Source organism: Aeromicrobium phragmitis (assembly GCF_003674095.1).
GTDB classification, from domain to species: Bacteria; Actinomycetota; Actinomycetes; order Propionibacteriales; family Nocardioidaceae; genus Aeromicrobium; species Aeromicrobium phragmitis.
Map to the genome: position 1 here is coordinate 1 of NZ_RDBF01000004.1, position 16755 is coordinate 16755.

A 16755-nucleotide genomic window follows, 5' to 3' on the forward strand; every position below is an offset into this window, starting at 1 on the left:
TGGCGTGGTCTCGATACGCCTGCTCGCAGAGCTCGCTGGCTACTCGACCACCTTGATGCGGGGGTGGCGTGGTCTCGATACGGCCTCCGCAGAGCTCGCTGGCTACTCGACCACCGACAACGGGAGTAGTAGGTGGTCGAGTAGCGACCGAGGAACGAGGGAGCGTATCGAGACCAGGGGACGTGACGTGGTTGCGCTGCATGCCGGCAATGCCGACCGCGGCTTTCGGTTATGTCTCGTGAACGCGTCATCAACGGACTTGATGTAGCGCATATAGGACTCTAAAGTGGACATATGGCGCGTGTGAACGATCGACCCCCGCATCCCCGGGCGGACCGGGTCAGGCGCGAGCTTGCCGACAACATCAGCACGTGGCGCCGGATGCTGGGGCTGACTCAAGACCAACTGGCACAGCGGGCCGGCATCTCTCGAACGGCCTACATCCGCGTCGAAGCAGGCGAGCCTGGCGTCACCACTGACGCCCTCCTCCGAGTGCTGGCGGCCCTCCGGCTCGGCGACGCCATCGTCGAGGCCACCGATCCGATGTCCACCGATCTCGGCCGAGCCCGCGCCGATCAAGCGCTGCCGCAGCGAGTCCGCCGATGACACGGTCATTCACGGTCTTCACGACTCTCGGCGGCGAGTCGGTCGAGGCTGGCACCGTCAACTTCACCGAAGGCCGCACCTTCACCTCGAGCTTCCGGTACGCCGTCGACTACCTGGCCCGGCCGGATTCGTATCCGATCGAACCCGGCTTGCCACTCGATGACGCTCCCCATGTCGTCGGCGGCGGCCTGCCGTTGGCGCTCGACGACGCGAGCCCTGATCGCTGGGGGCGGATGCTCCTGGAGCGTCAGCGAGGCACCGACCGGCTGGACGACCCTTCCCTGAGCCCGTCTCTGACGCCGGCCGATTATCTGGTCGGCGTGAGCGACGCGACGAGGCAAGGTGCCTTGCGCTTCACCGGCGAGCCCGAGGGACCGTATCTGGCGGACTTGCCCGCCGTGCCGAAGGTGCTCGAACTTCCGCGCTTGCTGGCCGCGGCCGATGCCGTCACTGCCGACGATTCCGACTGGGCGGGCGCGGTCAAGACGCTTCTGGACGCCGGCACCGGAGCGCTCGGCGGCGCGATGCCCAAAGCGGCGGTCGTCGAGGACGGCGCGTTGTGGCTGGCCAAGTTCCCCGTCCTCGGGCAGAGCGTCGACCTCGCCGCGTGGGAGAAGACCGCGCTTGACCTCGCGGCGATGAGCGGCGTCAGCGTGCCGGAGCGCAGGATCCTCCGCCTGGGCGAGCGCACCGCCCTCCTCGTCAAGCGTTTCGACAGAGCGGGCGAGCAACGCATCCCGTACATCAGCGCGCGCACGTTGATCGAAGAGGAGAGCGAGACCCCTCACGCCGACTACACCGACATCGTGGCGTCGCTGCGGGCCGAGGGGACACGTCCTGACGCTGATAGTGAAGCGCTGTTCCGGCTCGTGGTGCTCGGCGCGCTGACCAACAACACGGACAACCACCTGCGCAATCTCGGCTTCCTCCGTTCCGGAACCGGCTGGATCCTGGCGCCGGCATTCGACATCACGCCGCAGCGCGACCTGGGACAACCGCGCGCCACGTCGATCGCCGGTTCCGTCTACCCGGGTGACACGGGTCGTGGTCTCCTCGCCCTGGCTCCGCACTGCAAGCTCACCGAGAACCGCGCGCGCGCGATCACGGCGGAGGTGCTCGACGTCGTGAGCGCCTGGCGTGACGTGGCTGAGGAGAACGGCGCACCGGGTGCTCGGATCGAGGTGTTCGCCGAGTCCTTCGACACGATGGCCGAGATCGTGCGCCGTGACGTGCTCGGCTGAGGCCCCGCGTGTAGGTGGTCGAGTAGCGGCGCCCTTCGATATGCCGCTCGTTCCTCGCGGCTACTCAGGAACCGGGACGAGCCGCGTATCGAGACCACATCTCCCGTGACGTGGTCTCGATACGTTCGGCCGCGGCCGGCCTCTCTACTCGACCACCTGTTTCCTGACGCAACATCGAGACCACATCTCCCGTGATGTGGTCTCGATACGTTCGGCCGCGGCCGGCCTCTCTACTCGACCACCTATGTCGTCACGTGACGTGGTCTCGATACGTTCGGCCGCGGCCGGCCTCTCTACTCGACCACCTATGGGGCTGCTTGCGGCTTGTCGACCCCTAGGGTGCGCGGGGCTCTAGGGTCGGGGTATGGGTTCGCGTGTGGTGATCGTCGGAGGTGACGCCGCCGGGATGACTGCGGCGTCGGACCTGGTCAAGGAGGTCGGCCCCGATCACGAGATCGTGGTGATCGAACGCGGTCAGCACACCTCGTACTCCGCATGCGGCCTGCCGTACTGGGTCGCCGGCGACGTGAAGTCCAGCGACGACCTCATCGCCCGCACCCCCGCCGAGCACCGCGAGAACGGCATCGACCTGCGGCTCGGCGTCACTGCCACCGGACTCGACGCCGACCGCCGCGTCGTGGTCACCACCGAGGGCGACGTCGCCTACGACTACCTCCTCATCGCCACCGGCGCCGAGCCCGTGCGCCCCGACGTTCCCGGCGCCCACGCCGAAGGCATCGCTTCCATCACCACCATCCCGCAGGGCGAGGAACTGCTGCGCCAACTCGAACGCAAACCCGAGAAGGTCGTGATCGCCGGCAGTGGATTCATCGGAGTCGAGATGGCCGAGGTCTGCGTGCGGCTCGGCCTCGACACCACCGTGGTCAGCTCCTCGCCGTACCCGCTCGACCAACTCGAACCCGCCCTCGGCCAGCGCATCGCCGACGAGATGGCCAGCCAGCAGATCGGCCTGCGCCTCGGCACCCGAGTCACCGGATTCCGCACCGAGGCCGGCCGTGTGACCGGCGTCGAACTCGACGACCACACCGTGCTCGACGCCGACCTCGTCATCCTCGGCCTCGGCGTGCAACCGCGCTCCGACCTCGCTGCACAGGCCGGCCTCCGGCTCGGGCCCAAGGGCGCGATCGTGGTCGACGCCCACCAGTGCGCCCACCGCGACCGCCGCATCTGGGCCGCCGGCGACTGCTCGGCCGTCCGCGACCGACAGACCGGCAAACTCCTGCACGTCCCGCTCGGCGACCACGCCAACAAACAGGGCATGGTCGCCGCCTCCGACATCGAGGCGCAGATCCTCGGCGGCGAACCGGCGTGGGCGTTCCCCGGCGTCGCCCAGACCTTCATCACCCGGTTCTGCGACCTCGAGATCGCCCGCACCGGACTGTCCCGCGAACAGGCCGACGACCTCGGCTGGGACACCGTCAGCGTCGCCATCGACACCACGACCACCGCCGGTTACTACCCGACCGCCGAGCCGATGACGGTGTGGATGCTCGCCGACCGCGAGACCCGCCGCGTCCGCGGCGTGCAGATCGTCGGCGGCAGCACCGCGGGACTGCGGATCGACACCGCCGCGACCGCCATCACCGCGGGTCTTCGCGTCGACGACCTCATCATGCTCGATCTCGGGTACGCCCCGCCGTTCTCGGCCGTCTGGTCGCCGCTGCACGTGGCCGCCCGCGCTCTGTACAAGCTGCTCTGACCCTCGCTTGCATGCCGCGACGCGACTGGGATACTGGCAGCGTTCGCCCACGACACCAGGAGATCTGATGCCCGTCGCAACTCCCGAGATCTACGCCGAGATGCTCGACAAGGCCAAGCGTGAGTCGTTCGCCTACCCGGCGATCAACGTCTCCAGTTCGCAGACGCTGAACGCGGCCCTCGCCGGGTTCGCCGAGGCCGAGTCCGACGGGATCATCCAGGTGTCCACCGGCGGCGCGGAGTACTTCTCCGGCCCCACGGTCAAGGACATGGTCACCGGCGCGACGGCCTTCGCCGCCTTCGCGCAGGAGGTCGCCAAGAAGTATCCGGTCAACGTCGCCCTGCACACCGACCACTGCCCCAAGGACAAGCTCGACGGCTTCGTGCGCCCGCTGCTCGCCGCCTCGGCCGAGCGGGTCAAGGGCGGCGGCCTGCCGTACTTCCAGTCGCACATGTGGGACGGCTCGGCCGTGCCGCTGGAGGAGAACCTGCAGATCGCACAGGAACTGCTCGAGCAGTGCGCCGCGGCCAACATCATCCTCGAGGTCGAGATCGGTGTCGTCGGCGGTGAAGAGGACGGCGTCGAGGCGGCGATCAACGACAAGCTCTACACCACCCCCGAAGACGCGCTCGCCACCGTCGAGGCGCTCGGCCTCGGCGAGAAGGGCCGCTACCTCACCGCCCTGACCTTCGGCAACGTGCACGGCGTCTACAAGCCGGGCAACGTCAAGCTGCGCCCCGAGGTGCTCAAGAACGCGCAGGAGGCCGTCGCCGCCAAGTACGGCAAGGAGCGCGCCTTCGACTTCGTCTTCCATGGCGGCTCGGGCTCGCTCGCCGAGGAGATCGCCGCGGCCGTCGACTTCGGCGTCGTCAAGATGAACGTCGACACCGACACCCAGTACGCCTTCACCCGCCCGGTCGCCGCGCACATGTTCACCAACTACGACGGCGTGCTCAAGGTCGACGGCGAGGTCGGCAACAAGAAGACCTACGACCCGCGCGCCTGGGGCAAGGCCGCCGAGGCCGGCATGGCCACCCGCGTCGCCGAGGCCTGCCAGCACCTCCGCTCCGCCGGCACCAAGCTCTGAGTCGCGGTTTCGCAGTACTTACGTCATGGTCGGCTCGGTGGGCCCGCTCTCGTAAGGGTGGGCTCGCTGGCGCTTCTCGCTCGTTGGAGGGGGAGGGACCGCTAGAATTGGAGGCGGAAAGGAGACAGCCGTGGCAATCGAAAGTGCCTTCGAACAGGGGCGCCGTCGACGCGCGGTCGACGATGCTCGTCGCTCCTCCGAGCTCGAGGGTTCCCGCAGCACGGACGCGACCCGAGCCGACCAGGATGCTTACGTCCGGGGCGAAATCGACATCAACCAGCTTGGCAAGCGAGTTCGGTCTCGCTACGGTCTCGCTTGAGCCAGCTGCGCCCCTGGGAGACAGGCGACCACGCGTCCCGATGGGACGGCTACTTCGACGAGTCCTCGCAGGTCCTGCGCAACAAGATCGGGGCGAGGACGCCAGAGCAGCTACGTGACGCTGAGAACGACCTCGTGGAGGTCCGAGTCGCCGAGCTTCGGCAGAACCCGGAGCTGGTGCCGCGCACGTGGGATCTCGAACACATCAAGGGGCTGCATCATCAGCTCCTTCAGGATGTGTATGAGTAGGCAGGGCAGCTGCGCACGGTGGGCCTGGCCAAGGGAGGGGCGAGTCGTTCGTGCCCCCTCTCGACATCGAACGACCGATCGCGCACGTGACAGCGCGCATTGTCGAAACCGATCGTTTGCGCCTTGTGCCGAAGGACTCGCTGGTGAGCGAAGTGACGTACCTCTACGACTACCTCAACTTCGCGCACCCGTTCCGAGAAGGAAATGGGCGTACGCAGCGTGAGTTCTTCGCTCAACTGCTTGCCGAATCGGGGCACGGGCTTGCCTGGGATCGTACTGGGATGGACGACCTGCACCGCGCGTGCCATGTTGCTCGAGACGACGGCGACTTGGCCTTGCTTCAAAACGTTATCGAGCAGGTACTCACCGACGAACCTGTGTACTGACGCCGAGGCCTGCCAGCACCTCCGCTCCGCCGGCACCAAACTCTGAGGCGCGGTCTCAACCGAGCATGGGTGCACCGTGCACCCATGCCGGAGAGAATGGTCGGGCCAAGGTGATTCAGATACGTGACGTCCCGACGACGTTCACGATGCGCTCACCGAAGTCTCCGCGGCCGAAGGGCTCTCGCTGACGCGCTACCAGCCGCGGAGGCGGTAACCGATCTGGTGGGCGGCGTCGGCCACGTGAGCGGCGATGGCGGGATCGTGAAGCTGACGGGAGAAGGTAGGGCTCGTCGGAAACACCTCGGCCGTATACAGCACCACGCAGGATCGCCCTGCGATCCCCGTGTACACCATTCCGTCGAGGTTCGGATGCGCTTGCCGAAGCGCCTGAGCCCAGGCGCGGCAACGGTGTCGGGGCCCGGAGTTGATGAGGTGGGACGCGCCCACGCGGACGGGGTACTCGCCGCGAAGGTCCAGCAGCGATAACGAGCGCTGAGGTTGAAACCCGGTCAGGAGGACACCCCGCCCCGGCTCGACGTGGATGCTCCGAGTGGTCTGGAATACCTCCGCCAGGCAGGTCGCCCAGTCCCACCCGAAGTAGCCCACCGCGTCGTCGTGCTTGGTCGGTGGTGGGGACCATGGATCGAAGCGCGCTGTGACCAGCGGGCCCCAATTGCGCAGCGCGTTCCAAGCTGAGGGGTGTTCGCCGCCGGTGGCGTGGATGCGCCACAGTACGTCCTGGCTCGTCCATACCTCGGGTTCGACGGACGCGATCACTTCAGGATCTGGCGGCGGGAGTTTGGTCTCCAGTTCCGATGGGTCGTCGGCGGCCATCACAGCGCAACGTCGAGATGGCGGGCCAGGTCGACGACGGGAGCGGGGTCGCCGCCGGCGAACAGCCAGTCCGCCACGGCCGTCGATCGTGTCGCAGTATCGACCGTGCCGCGCATGAAGAAGTCCTCGACCGTCAACGGATCGAGCTCCGCTGGTAGGGCGGCGATGATCTTCGCCGCGTGCGGTAGGGGCCTGCCGTCCCGGAATTGCCAGCGTGGAAGTAGGCGCGCGCGACCGCGCCCGCCGGACGGCAACGCGATCAGCTCGTGCTCGCGGATCATGTGACGCACTCGGCTCTCACTGCGACCAAGAAGTCGCGCGGCCTGAGCAGTAGTCAGCGCCGCGTGGTGGGTGGTGAGCGCGTCGGAAGCGTCAGTGAGGCGGGCCGTCGCCAAGCTTCGGGAGGCAGCAACCGTGCCGCTGTGCCCATCGATGAAAGCCTGTTCGCTGGCCGACAGCGGCGCGCTCTTCTGGGTGGCAGCGCGAGCGATGGCGGCGAGCTCGACCACCAGAGCCGCTGGGAGTCGCCCGCTTTCCAAGGCATCGCGGACTTCGTCGAGCGCTTGTTCAGCATCAGCGATGGAGAACGTCTCGAGCGGTTCTGCTGCCATGATGGGCCTCCTGTCTGTCAATTATACGCGGACGTGCGAAGGTGTGCGCGCATGCGCGCGGTGCCGTCCAACGGATCCTCCTGAGGCGACCGGCGATTCGCCAGGGGCCGAAGGCGACTCTGTGGGCGACCTCGTAGATTCACAGGCATGACGAACTTGCTGGGAGAACCGCCCGAGACCTTCCTGCCCGCCGACCCCGGAGCAGCTGAGCTCGACGCGGGCGCCTCGCCCGCCGAGGTCGCGGCGCAGCACCCGGACTCCACGCTGGCGTGGGCCCTGCTGTCCGAGGCCGCGCTGTCGGAGGGGCGCGATCTCGAGGGCTACGCCTTCGCTCGCACCTCGTACCACCGCTCGCTCGACGGGCTGCGCCGCAACGGCTGGAAGGGCCACGGCCCGGTGCCGTGGTCGCACGAGCCGAACCGCGGCTTCCTGCGTTCGCTCGCCGTGCTCGCCACCGCGTCCGAACGACTCGGCGACGAGGCCGAGGCGCACCGCTGCCGCGAGTTCCTCCGCGAGTCCAGCCCGGAGGCGTACGCCGCCCTCGTCGGCTGACCTCGCCCTCGGCGGGCGGTGCGTCGGCAACCTTTCGCTCGGGTGGGCGGTGCGTGATCAACGTGTCGTCGGCCGGAGCGGTGCGTGGTCAACCCGTCGTCGGCAGGTGCGGTGCGTGGTCAACCTGATTCATGGCTGGATGCGTTGACGACGTACCGCACCACCTGCGGGCTCGGCCGGATACGTTGACGACGCACCGCACCACCAGCGGGCTCGGCCGGATGCGTTGACCACGCACCGCCCCGCACGGGGAAGGGCAGCCCTACGCGAGCAGGGTGAGGGCGCCGGGAAGCAGCCGCCAGGCGTGCCGGGGGCAGGCGTCGGAGAGTTCGCCGTCGCTCGTGCAGCGCAGCCCTTCGCCGTCCACGCTCACCCTCTCGGCCAGCTCCTGGTGCACGAGCGGGGAGCGGTGCGTCGTGCGGGTGGCGACGCGCAGCACGTAGAGGAAGCGTTCGAACAAGGTGCGGGCGAACACCACCTGCACGTCCATCTTCCCGTCGTCGATCTTCGCCGCAGGGAACAGCTCCGTCCCGCCGCCGACGAACCGACCATTGCCCACCGCCAACTGGGTCACGTGGCCGTGTCCGCGCAGTCGTCGCCCGTCCACCCGCACCACGACCCGGGCATCGGGGACGAACGCGGACTTCAACGCGCCGATGGCATAGCCGATCGGGCCCCAGCGCGACTTGTACCGCTTGGCCCGTACCGCGGCCTCCGCGCCGAGCCCGACGCTCGCGGCGTTGACGATGATCTGCCCGTCCTCGGCCGCAATGAGATCCATGCGGCGCGGTTCAGCCTCCACCACGCGGCGAGCCGCCTCCACCGGTTCGGTCGGCAGCTCGACCGTCCGCGCGAAATCGTTGCCAGTCCCCAGCGGCACGAGGGCGACGGCGACCCGATCGAGGCGGTCCGCGCGGTGCAGCGCGTTGACCACCGCATGCAGGCTCCCATCGCCGCCGAGCGCGGCGACCACGTCGGCATCGGGCTGATCGGCGAGCGCCTGGTCGAGGTCGTCCAGCGACGAGGTCGCCGCCGTGGTGACCTCGAACTTCTCGCGCAGCACCCCAAGCGCCTCGGAGACGGCATCATCGGAGGCCGTGCCCGCGGACGCATTGGTGATGGCAAGCAGACGCTTCATGGCGTCGCCAGCGTACGCGGCAATTGGCTAGACTGCGTGGGTAAGAGCCCCCGCGCGGGGCTTTCCGCATGCCCTGAGGTGGTGCAACTCCATGCCCGCAGTCGTCATCGTCGGTGCCCAATGGGGAGACGAAGGCAAAGGCAAGGCGACCGACCTGCTCGGCAGTCGCGTCGACTACGTGGTCAAGTTCAACGGCGGCAACAACGCCGGCCACACGGTGGTGATCGGCGACCAGAAGTACGCCCTGCACCTGCTGCCGAGCGGCATTCTCAGCCCCGGCTGCACGCCCGTCATCGGTAACGGCGTCGTCGTGGACCTCGGCGTGCTGTTCGAGGAGATCGAGGGACTCGAGACGCGAGGCATCGACACGTCCAAACTCGTCGTCAGCGCCAACGCGCACGTCATCGCCGACTACAACCGCACGCTCGACAAGGTCACCGAGCGCTTCCTCGGCAGCCGCAAGATCGGTACTACCGGCCGCGGTATCGGCCCCACATACGCGGACAAGATGAACCGCCAGGGCATCCGCATCCAGGACCTGTTCGACGAGAAGATCCTGCGCGCCAAGGTCGAGGGCGCGCTGGAACTCAAGAACCAGATCCTCACCAAGGTCTACAACCGCCGCGCCGTCGCGGTCGACGAGGTCGTCGACGACCTGCTCAGTTACGCCGATCGTCTGCGCCCGATGGTCGCCGACACGTCGCTGCTGCTCGGCGAGGCCCTCGACGCCGACAAGACGGTGCTGCTCGAGGCCGGGCAGGCCACTCTGCTCGACGTCGACCACGGCACGTACCCGTTCGTCACCAGCTCCTCGGCCACCGCCGGCGGCGCGTGCACGGGGTCGGGCATTCCTCCCACGCGGCTCACTCGCGTCATCGGCATCGTCAAGGCGTACGCCACCCGCGTCGGCGAGGGCCCGTTCCCGACCGAACTGTTCGACGAGGATGGCGAGACGCTACGCCAGCAGGGCGGCGAGTTCGGCACCACCACCGGACGCCCGCGCCGCTGCGGCTGGTACGACGCGCCGATCGCCCGGTACGCCGCACGCATCAACGGCCTCACCGACTTCGTGCTCACCAAGCTCGACGTGCTCACCGGCTTCGAGCGCATCCCCGTGTGCGTCGCCTACGACGTCGACGGCGAGCGCGTCGACGAGATGCCGATGACGCAGACCGGCTTCCACCACGCCAAGCCCATCTACGAGTACTTCGAGGGCTGGAGCGAGGACATCTCCGGCGCCCGCAGCATCGACGACCTCCCCAAGGCCGCGCAGACCTACGTCACGGCGCTGGAGGAGATGAGCGGTGCGCGGATCTCCACAGTCGGCGTCGGCCCCGGCCGCGACCAGACCATCGTCGTCCACGACCTGCTCTGACGGCCATAGGCGAGCGAAGTGTCGGTGGTCGAGCCACGCTGCGTGACGTGGTCTCGATACGCGTCTCGCAGAGCTCGCCGCTACTCGACCACCTAAGCCGGGTGGTCGAGTAGCGAGGTCGCCCTAGCCGGGTGTTGGTGGTCGAGTAGGGAGGTCGCTCAGCGACCGACCGTATCGAGACCACGTTGGGTGACGTGATCTCGATACGCTCCCTCGTTCCTCGGTCGCTACTCGATCACCTATGAAGCTCGCCGCTACTTCGATCACCTAGCGGGGTGTTGGTGGTCGAGTAGGGAGGTCGCTCAGCGACCGACCGTATCGAGACCACGTTGGGTGAGGTGATCTCGATACGCTCCCTCGTTCCTCGGTCGCTACTCGATCACCTATGAAGCTCGCCGTTACTCGGCCACCTATTCAGGCGGCCTGGCCCGCGATGTTGACCATCCAGGGGACGCCGAACCTGTCGACGAGCATGCCGAACCAGTCGCCCCAGGGTGCCTGCCCGAGGGGTTCGATCACGGTGCCGCCGTCGGACAGCTTCTCGAAGTAGCCGCGCAGCGCCTCGTCGTCATCGCCGCTCAACGACATCGAGTGCTGCGAACCGCTCGGTGCAGTCTCGCCGTCGGGCACGTCCGAGGCCATGAAGGTGAAGCCCCCGTCCGTGGCGAGGTGGCTGTGGATGAGGCGATCGTTCCCGGCCTCGCCCTGCCCGAAGTCCGCATACGTGGACGTGTCGAGCTGTCCGCCGAAGACCGACTGGTAGAAGTCCATCGCCTCGCGGGCGGTGCCGTCGAAGTGCAGGTAGGGGTTGAGCGCGGTGGCCATGGTGGCTCCTTTCCTTGAGGTCAGTGAACTCCTGCCCATCGACAAAGGGAAGACCGTTCGTCGAACGCGAGGCGAACGCCCTAGGGTGGTGCTCCGTGAAGACGCTCGTCATCGGCACCGGCGGCCGCGAACACGCGCTCGCCCTCGCGCTGTCCCGCGACCCGCAGGTCACCGAGGTGCACGCCGCACCCGGCAATCCCGGCATCGCCACCTTCGCCACGCTGCACACCGTCGACCCGCTCGACGGTGACGCCGTCGCCGCGCTCGCACGGGAGATCGGTGCGGACCTCGTCGTCGTCGGTCCGGAGGCCCCGCTCGTCGCAGGTGTCGCCGACGCCGTCCGCGCCGCTGGGATCGCGTGCTTCGGCCCCAGCCGCGAGGCCGCGCAGCTTGAGGGCTCGAAGGCCTTCGCCAAGCAGATCATGGCGGCCGCCGAGGTGCCCACCGCGATGGCGCGGGTGTGCGAGACGCCCGAGCAGGTCGCCGAGGCACTCGACGCCTTCGGTCCGCCGTACGTCGTCAAGGACGACGCGCTGGCCGCCGGCAAGGGGGTCGTCGTCACCGACGACCGCGCCGCCGCCGAGCAGCATGCGGCATCGTGCGACCGCGTCGTCATCGAGGAGTTCCTCGACGGCCCCGAGGTGTCGCTGTTCGCCATCACCGACGGCGAGACCGTCCTGCCCCTGCAGCCCGCGCAGGACTTCAAGCGCGCCTACGACGGCGACGAGGGCCCGAACACCGGCGGCATGGGCGCGTACACGCCGTTGGACTGGGCGCCCGACGACCTCGTGCAGGAGGTGTGCCGCCGCGTCCTCGTGCCGACGGTCAAGGAGATGGCCGCCCGCGGTACCCCGTTCTCCGGACTGCTCTACGCCGGGCTCGCGCTGACCAGCCGCGGCGTGCGGGTCGTCGAGTTCAACGCACGCTTCGGCGACCCCGAGACCCAGGCGCTGCTGGCGCTGCTGCAGACGCCGCTGTCCACGCTGCTCATGGGCGCCGCCCAGGGGACGCTGGGCCAGGTCGGTCTCCCGCAGTGGCGCGACGGGGCTGCCGTGACCGTGGTCGTCGCCGCCGAGGACTACCCGGCCTCGCCGGCCAAGGGCGACGTCATCACCGGCATCGACGATGCCGACGCGCTCGACGGCGTGGACGTCATCCACGCGGGCACGGCACGCAACGACGCGGGTGACCTCGTCACCGCCGGTGGCCGAGTGCTCGCGGTGACCGCCGTCGGCGATTCGCTGGCGCAGGCCCGCGAGCGCGCGTACTCCGGCGTCGACCGCATCGAGATCCGCGGCGCGCACCACCGCACCGACATCGCCCTCGCCGCCGAGCAGGGCCGCATCACCCTCTGACCCCTTCGGGCGGGGCGGTGAGTTATCCCGCACGCTCGCTCCCGCCCCGCTCGGGCGGTGAGTTATCCCGCACTTCCGGCCGTCAGGTGCGTGATAGCTCACCGCCCGTCGGCGAGGTGCGGGACGACTCACCGCTCGGGCCGCCGGCTGACGGGGGCTGCGATACTGGGGGAGTGACCGCACCCAACGTCCTCGCGTCCCGGTACGCCTCCGATCAGCTCGCGCAGATCTGGTCGCCCGAGCACAAGATCCGCCTCGAGCGCCAGCTGTGGATCGCGGTCCTCAAGGCGCAGAAGGATCTCGGCGTCGAGACTCCCGACGGTGTCATCGACGCGTACGAGGCGGTCGTCGACCAGGTCGACCTCGACTCCATCGCCGCCCGCGAGCGGGTCACCCGCCACGACGTCAAGGCCCGCATCGAGGAGTTCGCCGCGCTCGCCGGGACCGAGCACATCCACAAGGGCATGACCTCGCGCGACCTCACCGAGAACGTCGAGCAGCTGCAGGTGCGCGCCTCGCTGCAGATCCTGCGTGACAAGGCCGTCGCCGCCCTCACGCGCCTCGGTCGTCTGGCCGCGGAGCACGAAGCGCTCGTCATGGCCGGCCGGAGCCACAACGTCGCCGCGCAGGCCACGACCCTCGGCAAGCGCTTCGCCACCGTCGCCGACGAACTGCTCGTCGGCGTCGAGCGGATCGAGGAACTCGTCGCCCGCTACCCGCTGCGCGGCATCAAGGGCCCCGTCGGCACCGCTCAGGACCAGCTCGACCTGCTCGGCGGCGACCAGGACAAGCTCGCCGAACTGGAGCGCCGCGTCGCCGGTCACCTCGGCTTCGACCGCGTCCTCACCAGCGTCGGCCAGGTGTACCCGCGCTCGCTCGACTACGACGTCGTCACCTCGCTCGCGCAGCTCGTCGCCGCGCCGTCCAACCTCGCCACGACGATCCGCCTCATGGCCGGCAACGAGCTGGTCACCGAGGGGTTCAAGCCCGGCCAGGTCGGCTCCAGCGCGATGCCGCACAAGATGAACACCCGCTCGTGCGAGCGTGTCAACGGCCTCGCCGTCATCGTCCGCGGATACGTGTCGATGGTGGGCGAGCTCGCCGGCGACCAGTGGAACGAGGGCGACGTCTCGTGCTCGGTGGTGCGCCGGGTCGCGCTGCCCGACGCGTTCTACGCCGCCGACGGCCTGTTCGAGACCTTCCTGACCGTGCTCGACGAGTTCGGCGCGTTCCCGGCCGTTGTGCAGCGCGAACTCGACCGCTACCTGCCGTTCCTCGCCACCACCAAGGTGCTCATGGCCGCCGTCCGCCACGGCGTCGGCCGCGAGGAGGCGCACGAGGCGATCAAGGAGCACGCCGTCGCCGTCGCGCTGGAGATGCGCGAGAAGGGCACGGCCGAGAACGACCTCTTCGACCGGCTCGCCGCCGACCCGCGTCTCGGCCTCAGCCAGTCCGACCTCGCCTCGCTCGTCGCCGAGCCGATCCAGTTCACGGGTGCCGCGGTCTCGCAGGTGCAGGCTGTGGTGGCGAAGGTCGACGAGGTGGCCTCCCGCCACCCCGACGCCGCCACCTACACCCCCGGCGCCATCCTCTAACCCACCGCGTGCGTGGTCTCGATACGCTCCCTCGTTCCTCGGTCGCTACTCGACCACCTAAGCGGCACATAGGTGGTCGAGTAGGCCGGAGCTCTGCGGAGGCCGTATCGAGACCACGCTAGGTGACGTGGTCTCGATACGCGGCTCGCAGAGCTCGCCGCTACTCGACCACCTAAGAAGGAAAGGTCGCTACCCGACCACTGACCGCGCCATAGGTGGTCGAGTAGGAGGTCGCTCAGCGACCGACGTATCGAGACCACGTGGCGTGACGTGGTCTCGATACGCGGCCCGTTCCTCGCCGCTACTCGACGGAGTTCCTCGGTCGCTGGGTAGGGTGAGCGCGTGGTTCTTGAGATCCCCGGCGCGACGCATCTGCACTCGGGCAAGGTGCGCGACCTGTACGAGTACGGCGACCACCTCCTCATGGTCGCGTCGGACCGCATCAGCGCCTACGACTTCAGCCTCGAACCCGGCATCCCCGACAAGGGCGAGATTCTCACCCGCATGTCGCTGTGGTGGTTCGAGCAGCTCGCCGACATCGTCCCCAACCACGTCATCAGCACGGACGTCCCCGAGCAGGTGGCCAACCGCGCGCTCGTCGTGGAACGGCTTGACATGTTCCCGGTCGAGTGCGTCGTGCGCGGCTACCTCACCGGCTCGGGCCTCGCCGACTACGCCGCGAGCGGCCACGTCTGCGGCGTCCCCCTGCCGCGCGGGCTGGTCGACGGCTCACGCCTGCCCGAGCCGATCTTCACGCCGGCCACGAAGGCCGAGGTCGGCGATCACGACCAGAACATCACCTTCGAGCACGTCGCCGACGCCATCGGCACCGAGGACGCCGAGGCTCTCCGCGACCTCACGCTGCAGGTGTACCGCCGCGCTGAGGAGATCGCCCGCGAGCGGGGCATCCTGCTCGCCGACACCAAGCTCGAGTTCGGCCGCCGCCCCGACGGCACCATCGTGCTCGGCGACGAGGTCCTCACCCCCGACTCCTCGCGGTTCTGGCCTGCCGACGCGTGGGAGCCGGGCCGCTCGCAGCCGTCGTTCGACAAGCAGTTCGTCCGCGACTGGCTGACCTCACCCGACAGCGGCTGGGATCGCGACTACGAGAGCGCCCCGCCGCGCCTGCCCGACGAGGTCGTCGAGAAGACCCGCGAGCGTTATCTCGAGGCCTATCGGAGACTTACTGGCCAGTCCTGGTGAGACGCCGGTTACAGTGATCCTGACACCGTCAGTGTCACCGTCATCACACACAAGGGAGAGACCACCGTGGCCAACCTTGCCCGCATCCTCGAGGACTCGACAGCCAAGTACCCCGAGCGCACCGCCGTCGTCTTCGGAGACACGCGCCTCAGCTACGCACAGCTGAACGGCGCCGCCAACCAGGTCGCGAACCTGCTGGTGTCCCGGGGCATCCAGCCGGGCGACAAGGTCGCGATGTCGATCCCCAACCTGCCGTACTTCACGATCGTCTACTTCGGCATCCTCAAGGCCGGCGCCACCGTCGTCCCGCTCAACATCCTGCTGACGGCCCGCGAGATCGCCTACCACCTCGACGACTCGGACTCCAAGGCCTACTTCGCCTTCGAAGGCGCGCCCGGCGTGCCGATCGGCGACAACGCCTGGGAAGGCTTCAACGAGGTCGAGGGAGTCACGGACTTCTTCCTCATCAAGCTCGACTCCGCCGCTCCCGCCCCGCTCGAGGGCCCCGAGTACTACGCGCCGGTCGTGGGCGAGCAGCCGCCGACGTTCGACACCGTCGAGCGCGACGACGACGACACCGCGGTCATCCTCTACACCTCCGGCACCACCGGGCAGCCCAAGGGGGCGGAGCTGCGGCACCGCAACATGTACGACAACGCAGCGCTCGGCGAGTCGACCTTCCAGGCCGATGAGACCAACCCCGACACGTACCTCGCCGTGCTGCCGCTGTTCCACATCTTCGGCCAGACCGTCATCCAGAACGGCTGCCTGCTGTACGGCGGCACGATGGTGATGCTGCCGCGGTTCGAGGCCAAGCCGGCCATCGACCTGCTGCTCAAGGAGAAGGTCACCTTCTTCGCGGGCGTCCCGACGATGTACTGGGGCCTGCTCGGCGCGCTCGACGAGACCGTCGACGTCGCGCAGATCGCGTCCAACCTGCGTGTCGCCGCCGCCGGTGGTGCCGCGTTGCCGGCCGACATCCACCGTCAGTTCCAGGAGAAGTTCGGCGTCACGATCCTCGAGGGTTATGGCCTGTCGGAGACCTCGCCGGTCGCGTCGTTCTCCCCGTGGGGCAAGCCGCCCGTCGTCGGCTCGATCGGCAAGCCGGTCAAGGGTGTCGAGATGAAGCTCATCGACAACGACTGGAACGAGATCCCCGACGACCCGGAGGCGATCGGCGAGATCGCGATCAAGGGCCACGGCATCATGAAGGGCTACTACAACCGCCCGGCTGCGACCGAAGAAGCGATCCACGGCGAGTGGTTCCGCACCGGCGATCTCGCCCGCAAGGACGCCGACGGCTACTACTTCATCGTCGACCGCAGCAAGGACATGATCATCCGCGGCGGTTACAACGTGTATCCGCGCGAGCTCGAGGAAGTGCTCATGACGCACCCCGCGGTGTCGCTGGTCGCGGTCATCGGCGTGCCGCACGAGTCGCACGGCGAGGAGATCAAGGCCGTCGTCGTCAAGGCGCCCGGCGAGGAGATCACCGAGGACGAACTCATCGCCTGGGGCAAGGAGCAGTTCGCGGCGTACAAGTACCCGCGCATCGTGGAGTTCCGCGACGAGCTGCCGATGACGTCGACGGGCAAGATCCTCAAGCGCGAACTGAGCTGATCTGCTGCAGGGGGATGGGGTGGCGGTCGTTAGACTCGGA

Annotated in this window: 17 protein-coding genes; 13 read left to right on the plus strand and 4 right to left on the minus strand. The window is 68.5% G+C overall.

The annotated features are described in order from the left end of the window. Positions 1-294: 294 nt before the first annotated feature. The 7 genes from D9V41_RS06490 to D9V41_RS18305 all read left to right on the plus strand — a co-directional run bounded on the left by D9V41_RS06490 (position 295) and on the right by D9V41_RS18305 (position 5607). On the plus strand, positions 295-606 hold the full coding sequence (locus tag D9V41_RS06490; protein ID WP_121793748.1) for a helix-turn-helix transcriptional regulator: 312 nt from the start codon (positions 295-297) through the stop codon (positions 604-606). Continuing rightward, positions 603-1847, plus strand: coding sequence for a type II toxin-antitoxin system HipA family toxin (locus tag D9V41_RS06495; RefSeq protein WP_121793749.1), 1245 nt, complete (start codon positions 603-605; stop codon positions 1845-1847). The genes D9V41_RS06490 and D9V41_RS06495 overlap by 4 nt, the downstream gene beginning before the upstream one ends. Positions 1848-2211: 364 nt before the next feature. Continuing rightward, complete coding sequence (locus D9V41_RS06500; RefSeq protein ID WP_121793750.1) at positions 2212-3567, plus strand: FAD-dependent oxidoreductase; 1356 nt, start codon at positions 2212-2214, stop codon at positions 3565-3567. A 67-nt stretch (positions 3568-3634) separates the two neighbouring features. Further along, on the plus strand, positions 3635-4654 hold the full coding sequence (gene fbaA, locus D9V41_RS06505) for a class II fructose-bisphosphate aldolase (RefSeq protein ID WP_121793751.1): 1020 nt from the start codon (positions 3635-3637) through the stop codon (positions 4652-4654). A gap of 130 nt (positions 4655-4784) precedes the next feature. Next, positions 4785-4973: an antitoxin VbhA family protein gene (locus D9V41_RS06510; protein WP_208006769.1), complete on the plus strand. Its 189-nt coding sequence runs from the start codon at positions 4785-4787 to the stop codon at positions 4971-4973. Beyond that, positions 4970-5221, plus strand: a complete 252-nt coding sequence (locus D9V41_RS18300; RefSeq protein WP_208006770.1) for a hypothetical protein — start codon at positions 4970-4972, stop codon at positions 5219-5221. The genes D9V41_RS06510 and D9V41_RS18300 overlap by 4 nt, the downstream gene beginning before the upstream one ends. A gap of 50 nt (positions 5222-5271) precedes the next feature. Next, positions 5272-5607 (plus strand): Fic family protein, encoded by a 336-nt coding sequence (locus tag D9V41_RS18305; protein ID WP_208006771.1) that lies wholly within the window; start codon positions 5272-5274, stop codon positions 5605-5607. A 192-nt stretch (positions 5608-5799) separates the two neighbouring features. Here D9V41_RS18305 and D9V41_RS06520 read toward each other — a convergent pair whose 3' ends face one another. Next, on the minus strand, positions 5800-6441 hold the full coding sequence (locus tag D9V41_RS06520; protein WP_121793752.1) for an RES family NAD+ phosphorylase: 642 nt from the start codon (positions 6439-6441) through the stop codon (positions 5800-5802). Next, positions 6441-7052 carry a helix-turn-helix domain-containing protein gene (locus tag D9V41_RS06525; RefSeq protein ID WP_121793753.1) on the minus strand — a complete coding sequence of 204 codons (612 nt, stop codon included), beginning with the start codon at positions 7050-7052 and terminating at the stop codon, positions 6441-6443. The genes D9V41_RS06520 and D9V41_RS06525 overlap by 1 nt, the downstream gene beginning before the upstream one ends. Positions 7053-7199: 147 nt before the next feature. Between D9V41_RS06525 and D9V41_RS06530 the strand changes: the two genes are divergently transcribed. Then, entirely contained in the window at positions 7200-7604 is a 405-nt protein-coding gene (locus D9V41_RS06530; protein WP_121793754.1) for a DUF3151 domain-containing protein, read from the plus strand. A 262-nt stretch (positions 7605-7866) separates the two neighbouring features. Here D9V41_RS06530 and D9V41_RS06535 read toward each other — a convergent pair whose 3' ends face one another. Then, positions 7867-8742: a diacylglycerol/lipid kinase family protein gene (locus D9V41_RS06535; protein ID WP_121793755.1), complete on the minus strand. Its 876-nt coding sequence runs from the start codon at positions 8740-8742 to the stop codon at positions 7867-7869. A gap of 91 nt (positions 8743-8833) precedes the next feature. On the opposite strand from D9V41_RS06535, the gene D9V41_RS06540 reads away from it, so the two are divergent. Beyond that, a complete protein-coding gene (locus D9V41_RS06540; RefSeq protein WP_121793756.1) occupies positions 8834-10117 on the plus strand; it encodes an adenylosuccinate synthase in 1284 nt (427 codons plus the stop codon). 414 nt (positions 10118-10531) lie between these two features. Here the strand turns inward: D9V41_RS06540 and D9V41_RS06545 are convergent, their stop codons facing one another. Further along, positions 10532-10942, minus strand: coding sequence for a VOC family protein (locus D9V41_RS06545; protein ID WP_121793757.1), 411 nt, complete (start codon positions 10940-10942; stop codon positions 10532-10534). 95 nt (positions 10943-11037) lie between these two features. Between D9V41_RS06545 and purD the strand changes: the two genes are divergently transcribed. The 4 genes from purD (at position 11038) to D9V41_RS06565 (ending at position 16715) form a co-directional block, all read left to right on the plus strand. Further along, positions 11038-12297, plus strand: a complete 1260-nt coding sequence (purD, locus tag D9V41_RS06550; RefSeq protein WP_121793758.1) for a phosphoribosylamine--glycine ligase — start codon at positions 11038-11040, stop codon at positions 12295-12297. A gap of 173 nt (positions 12298-12470) precedes the next feature. Further along, complete coding sequence (purB, locus tag D9V41_RS06555) at positions 12471-13892, plus strand: adenylosuccinate lyase (protein WP_121793759.1); 1422 nt, start codon at positions 12471-12473, stop codon at positions 13890-13892. Between the two features lie 342 nt (positions 13893-14234). Continuing rightward, positions 14235-15095 carry a phosphoribosylaminoimidazolesuccinocarboxamide synthase gene (locus tag D9V41_RS06560; protein ID WP_121793760.1) on the plus strand — a complete coding sequence of 287 codons (861 nt, stop codon included), beginning with the start codon at positions 14235-14237 and terminating at the stop codon, positions 15093-15095. A 66-nt stretch (positions 15096-15161) separates the two neighbouring features. Further along, on the plus strand, positions 15162-16715 hold the full coding sequence (locus tag D9V41_RS06565) for a long-chain-fatty-acid--CoA ligase (protein ID WP_121793761.1): 1554 nt from the start codon (positions 15162-15164) through the stop codon (positions 16713-16715). Positions 16716-16755: the final 40 nt, after the last annotated feature.

What these genes read in the sequence shown, in the direction of transcription:
- D9V41_RS06490 (WP_121793748.1), top strand. Translation starts at nt 295, where the DNA reads ATGGCGCGTGTGAACGATCGACCCCCGCATCCCCGGGCGGACCGGGTC.
- D9V41_RS06495 (WP_121793749.1), top strand. Translation starts at nt 603, where the DNA reads ATGACACGGTCATTCACGGTCTTCACGACTCTCGGCGGCGAGTCGGTC.
- D9V41_RS06500 (WP_121793750.1), top strand. Translation starts at nt 2,212, where the DNA reads ATGGGTTCGCGTGTGGTGATCGTCGGAGGTGACGCCGCCGGGATGACT.
- fbaA (WP_121793751.1), top strand. Translation starts at nt 3,635, where the DNA reads ATGCCCGTCGCAACTCCCGAGATCTACGCCGAGATGCTCGACAAGGCC.
- D9V41_RS06520 (WP_121793752.1), bottom strand. Translation starts at nt 6,441, where the DNA reads ATGGCCGCCGACGACCCATCGGAACTGGAGACCAAACTCCCGCCGCCA.
- D9V41_RS06525 (WP_121793753.1), bottom strand. Translation starts at nt 7,052, where the DNA reads ATGGCAGCAGAACCGCTCGAGACGTTCTCCATCGCTGATGCTGAACAA.
- D9V41_RS06530 (WP_121793754.1), top strand. Translation starts at nt 7,200, where the DNA reads ATGACGAACTTGCTGGGAGAACCGCCCGAGACCTTCCTGCCCGCCGAC.
- D9V41_RS06535 (WP_121793755.1), bottom strand. Translation starts at nt 8,742, where the DNA reads ATGAAGCGTCTGCTTGCCATCACCAATGCGTCCGCGGGCACGGCCTCC.
- D9V41_RS06540 (WP_121793756.1), top strand. Translation starts at nt 8,834, where the DNA reads ATGCCCGCAGTCGTCATCGTCGGTGCCCAATGGGGAGACGAAGGCAAA.
- D9V41_RS06545 (WP_121793757.1), bottom strand. Translation starts at nt 10,942, where the DNA reads ATGGCCACCGCGCTCAACCCCTACCTGCACTTCGACGGCACCGCCCGC.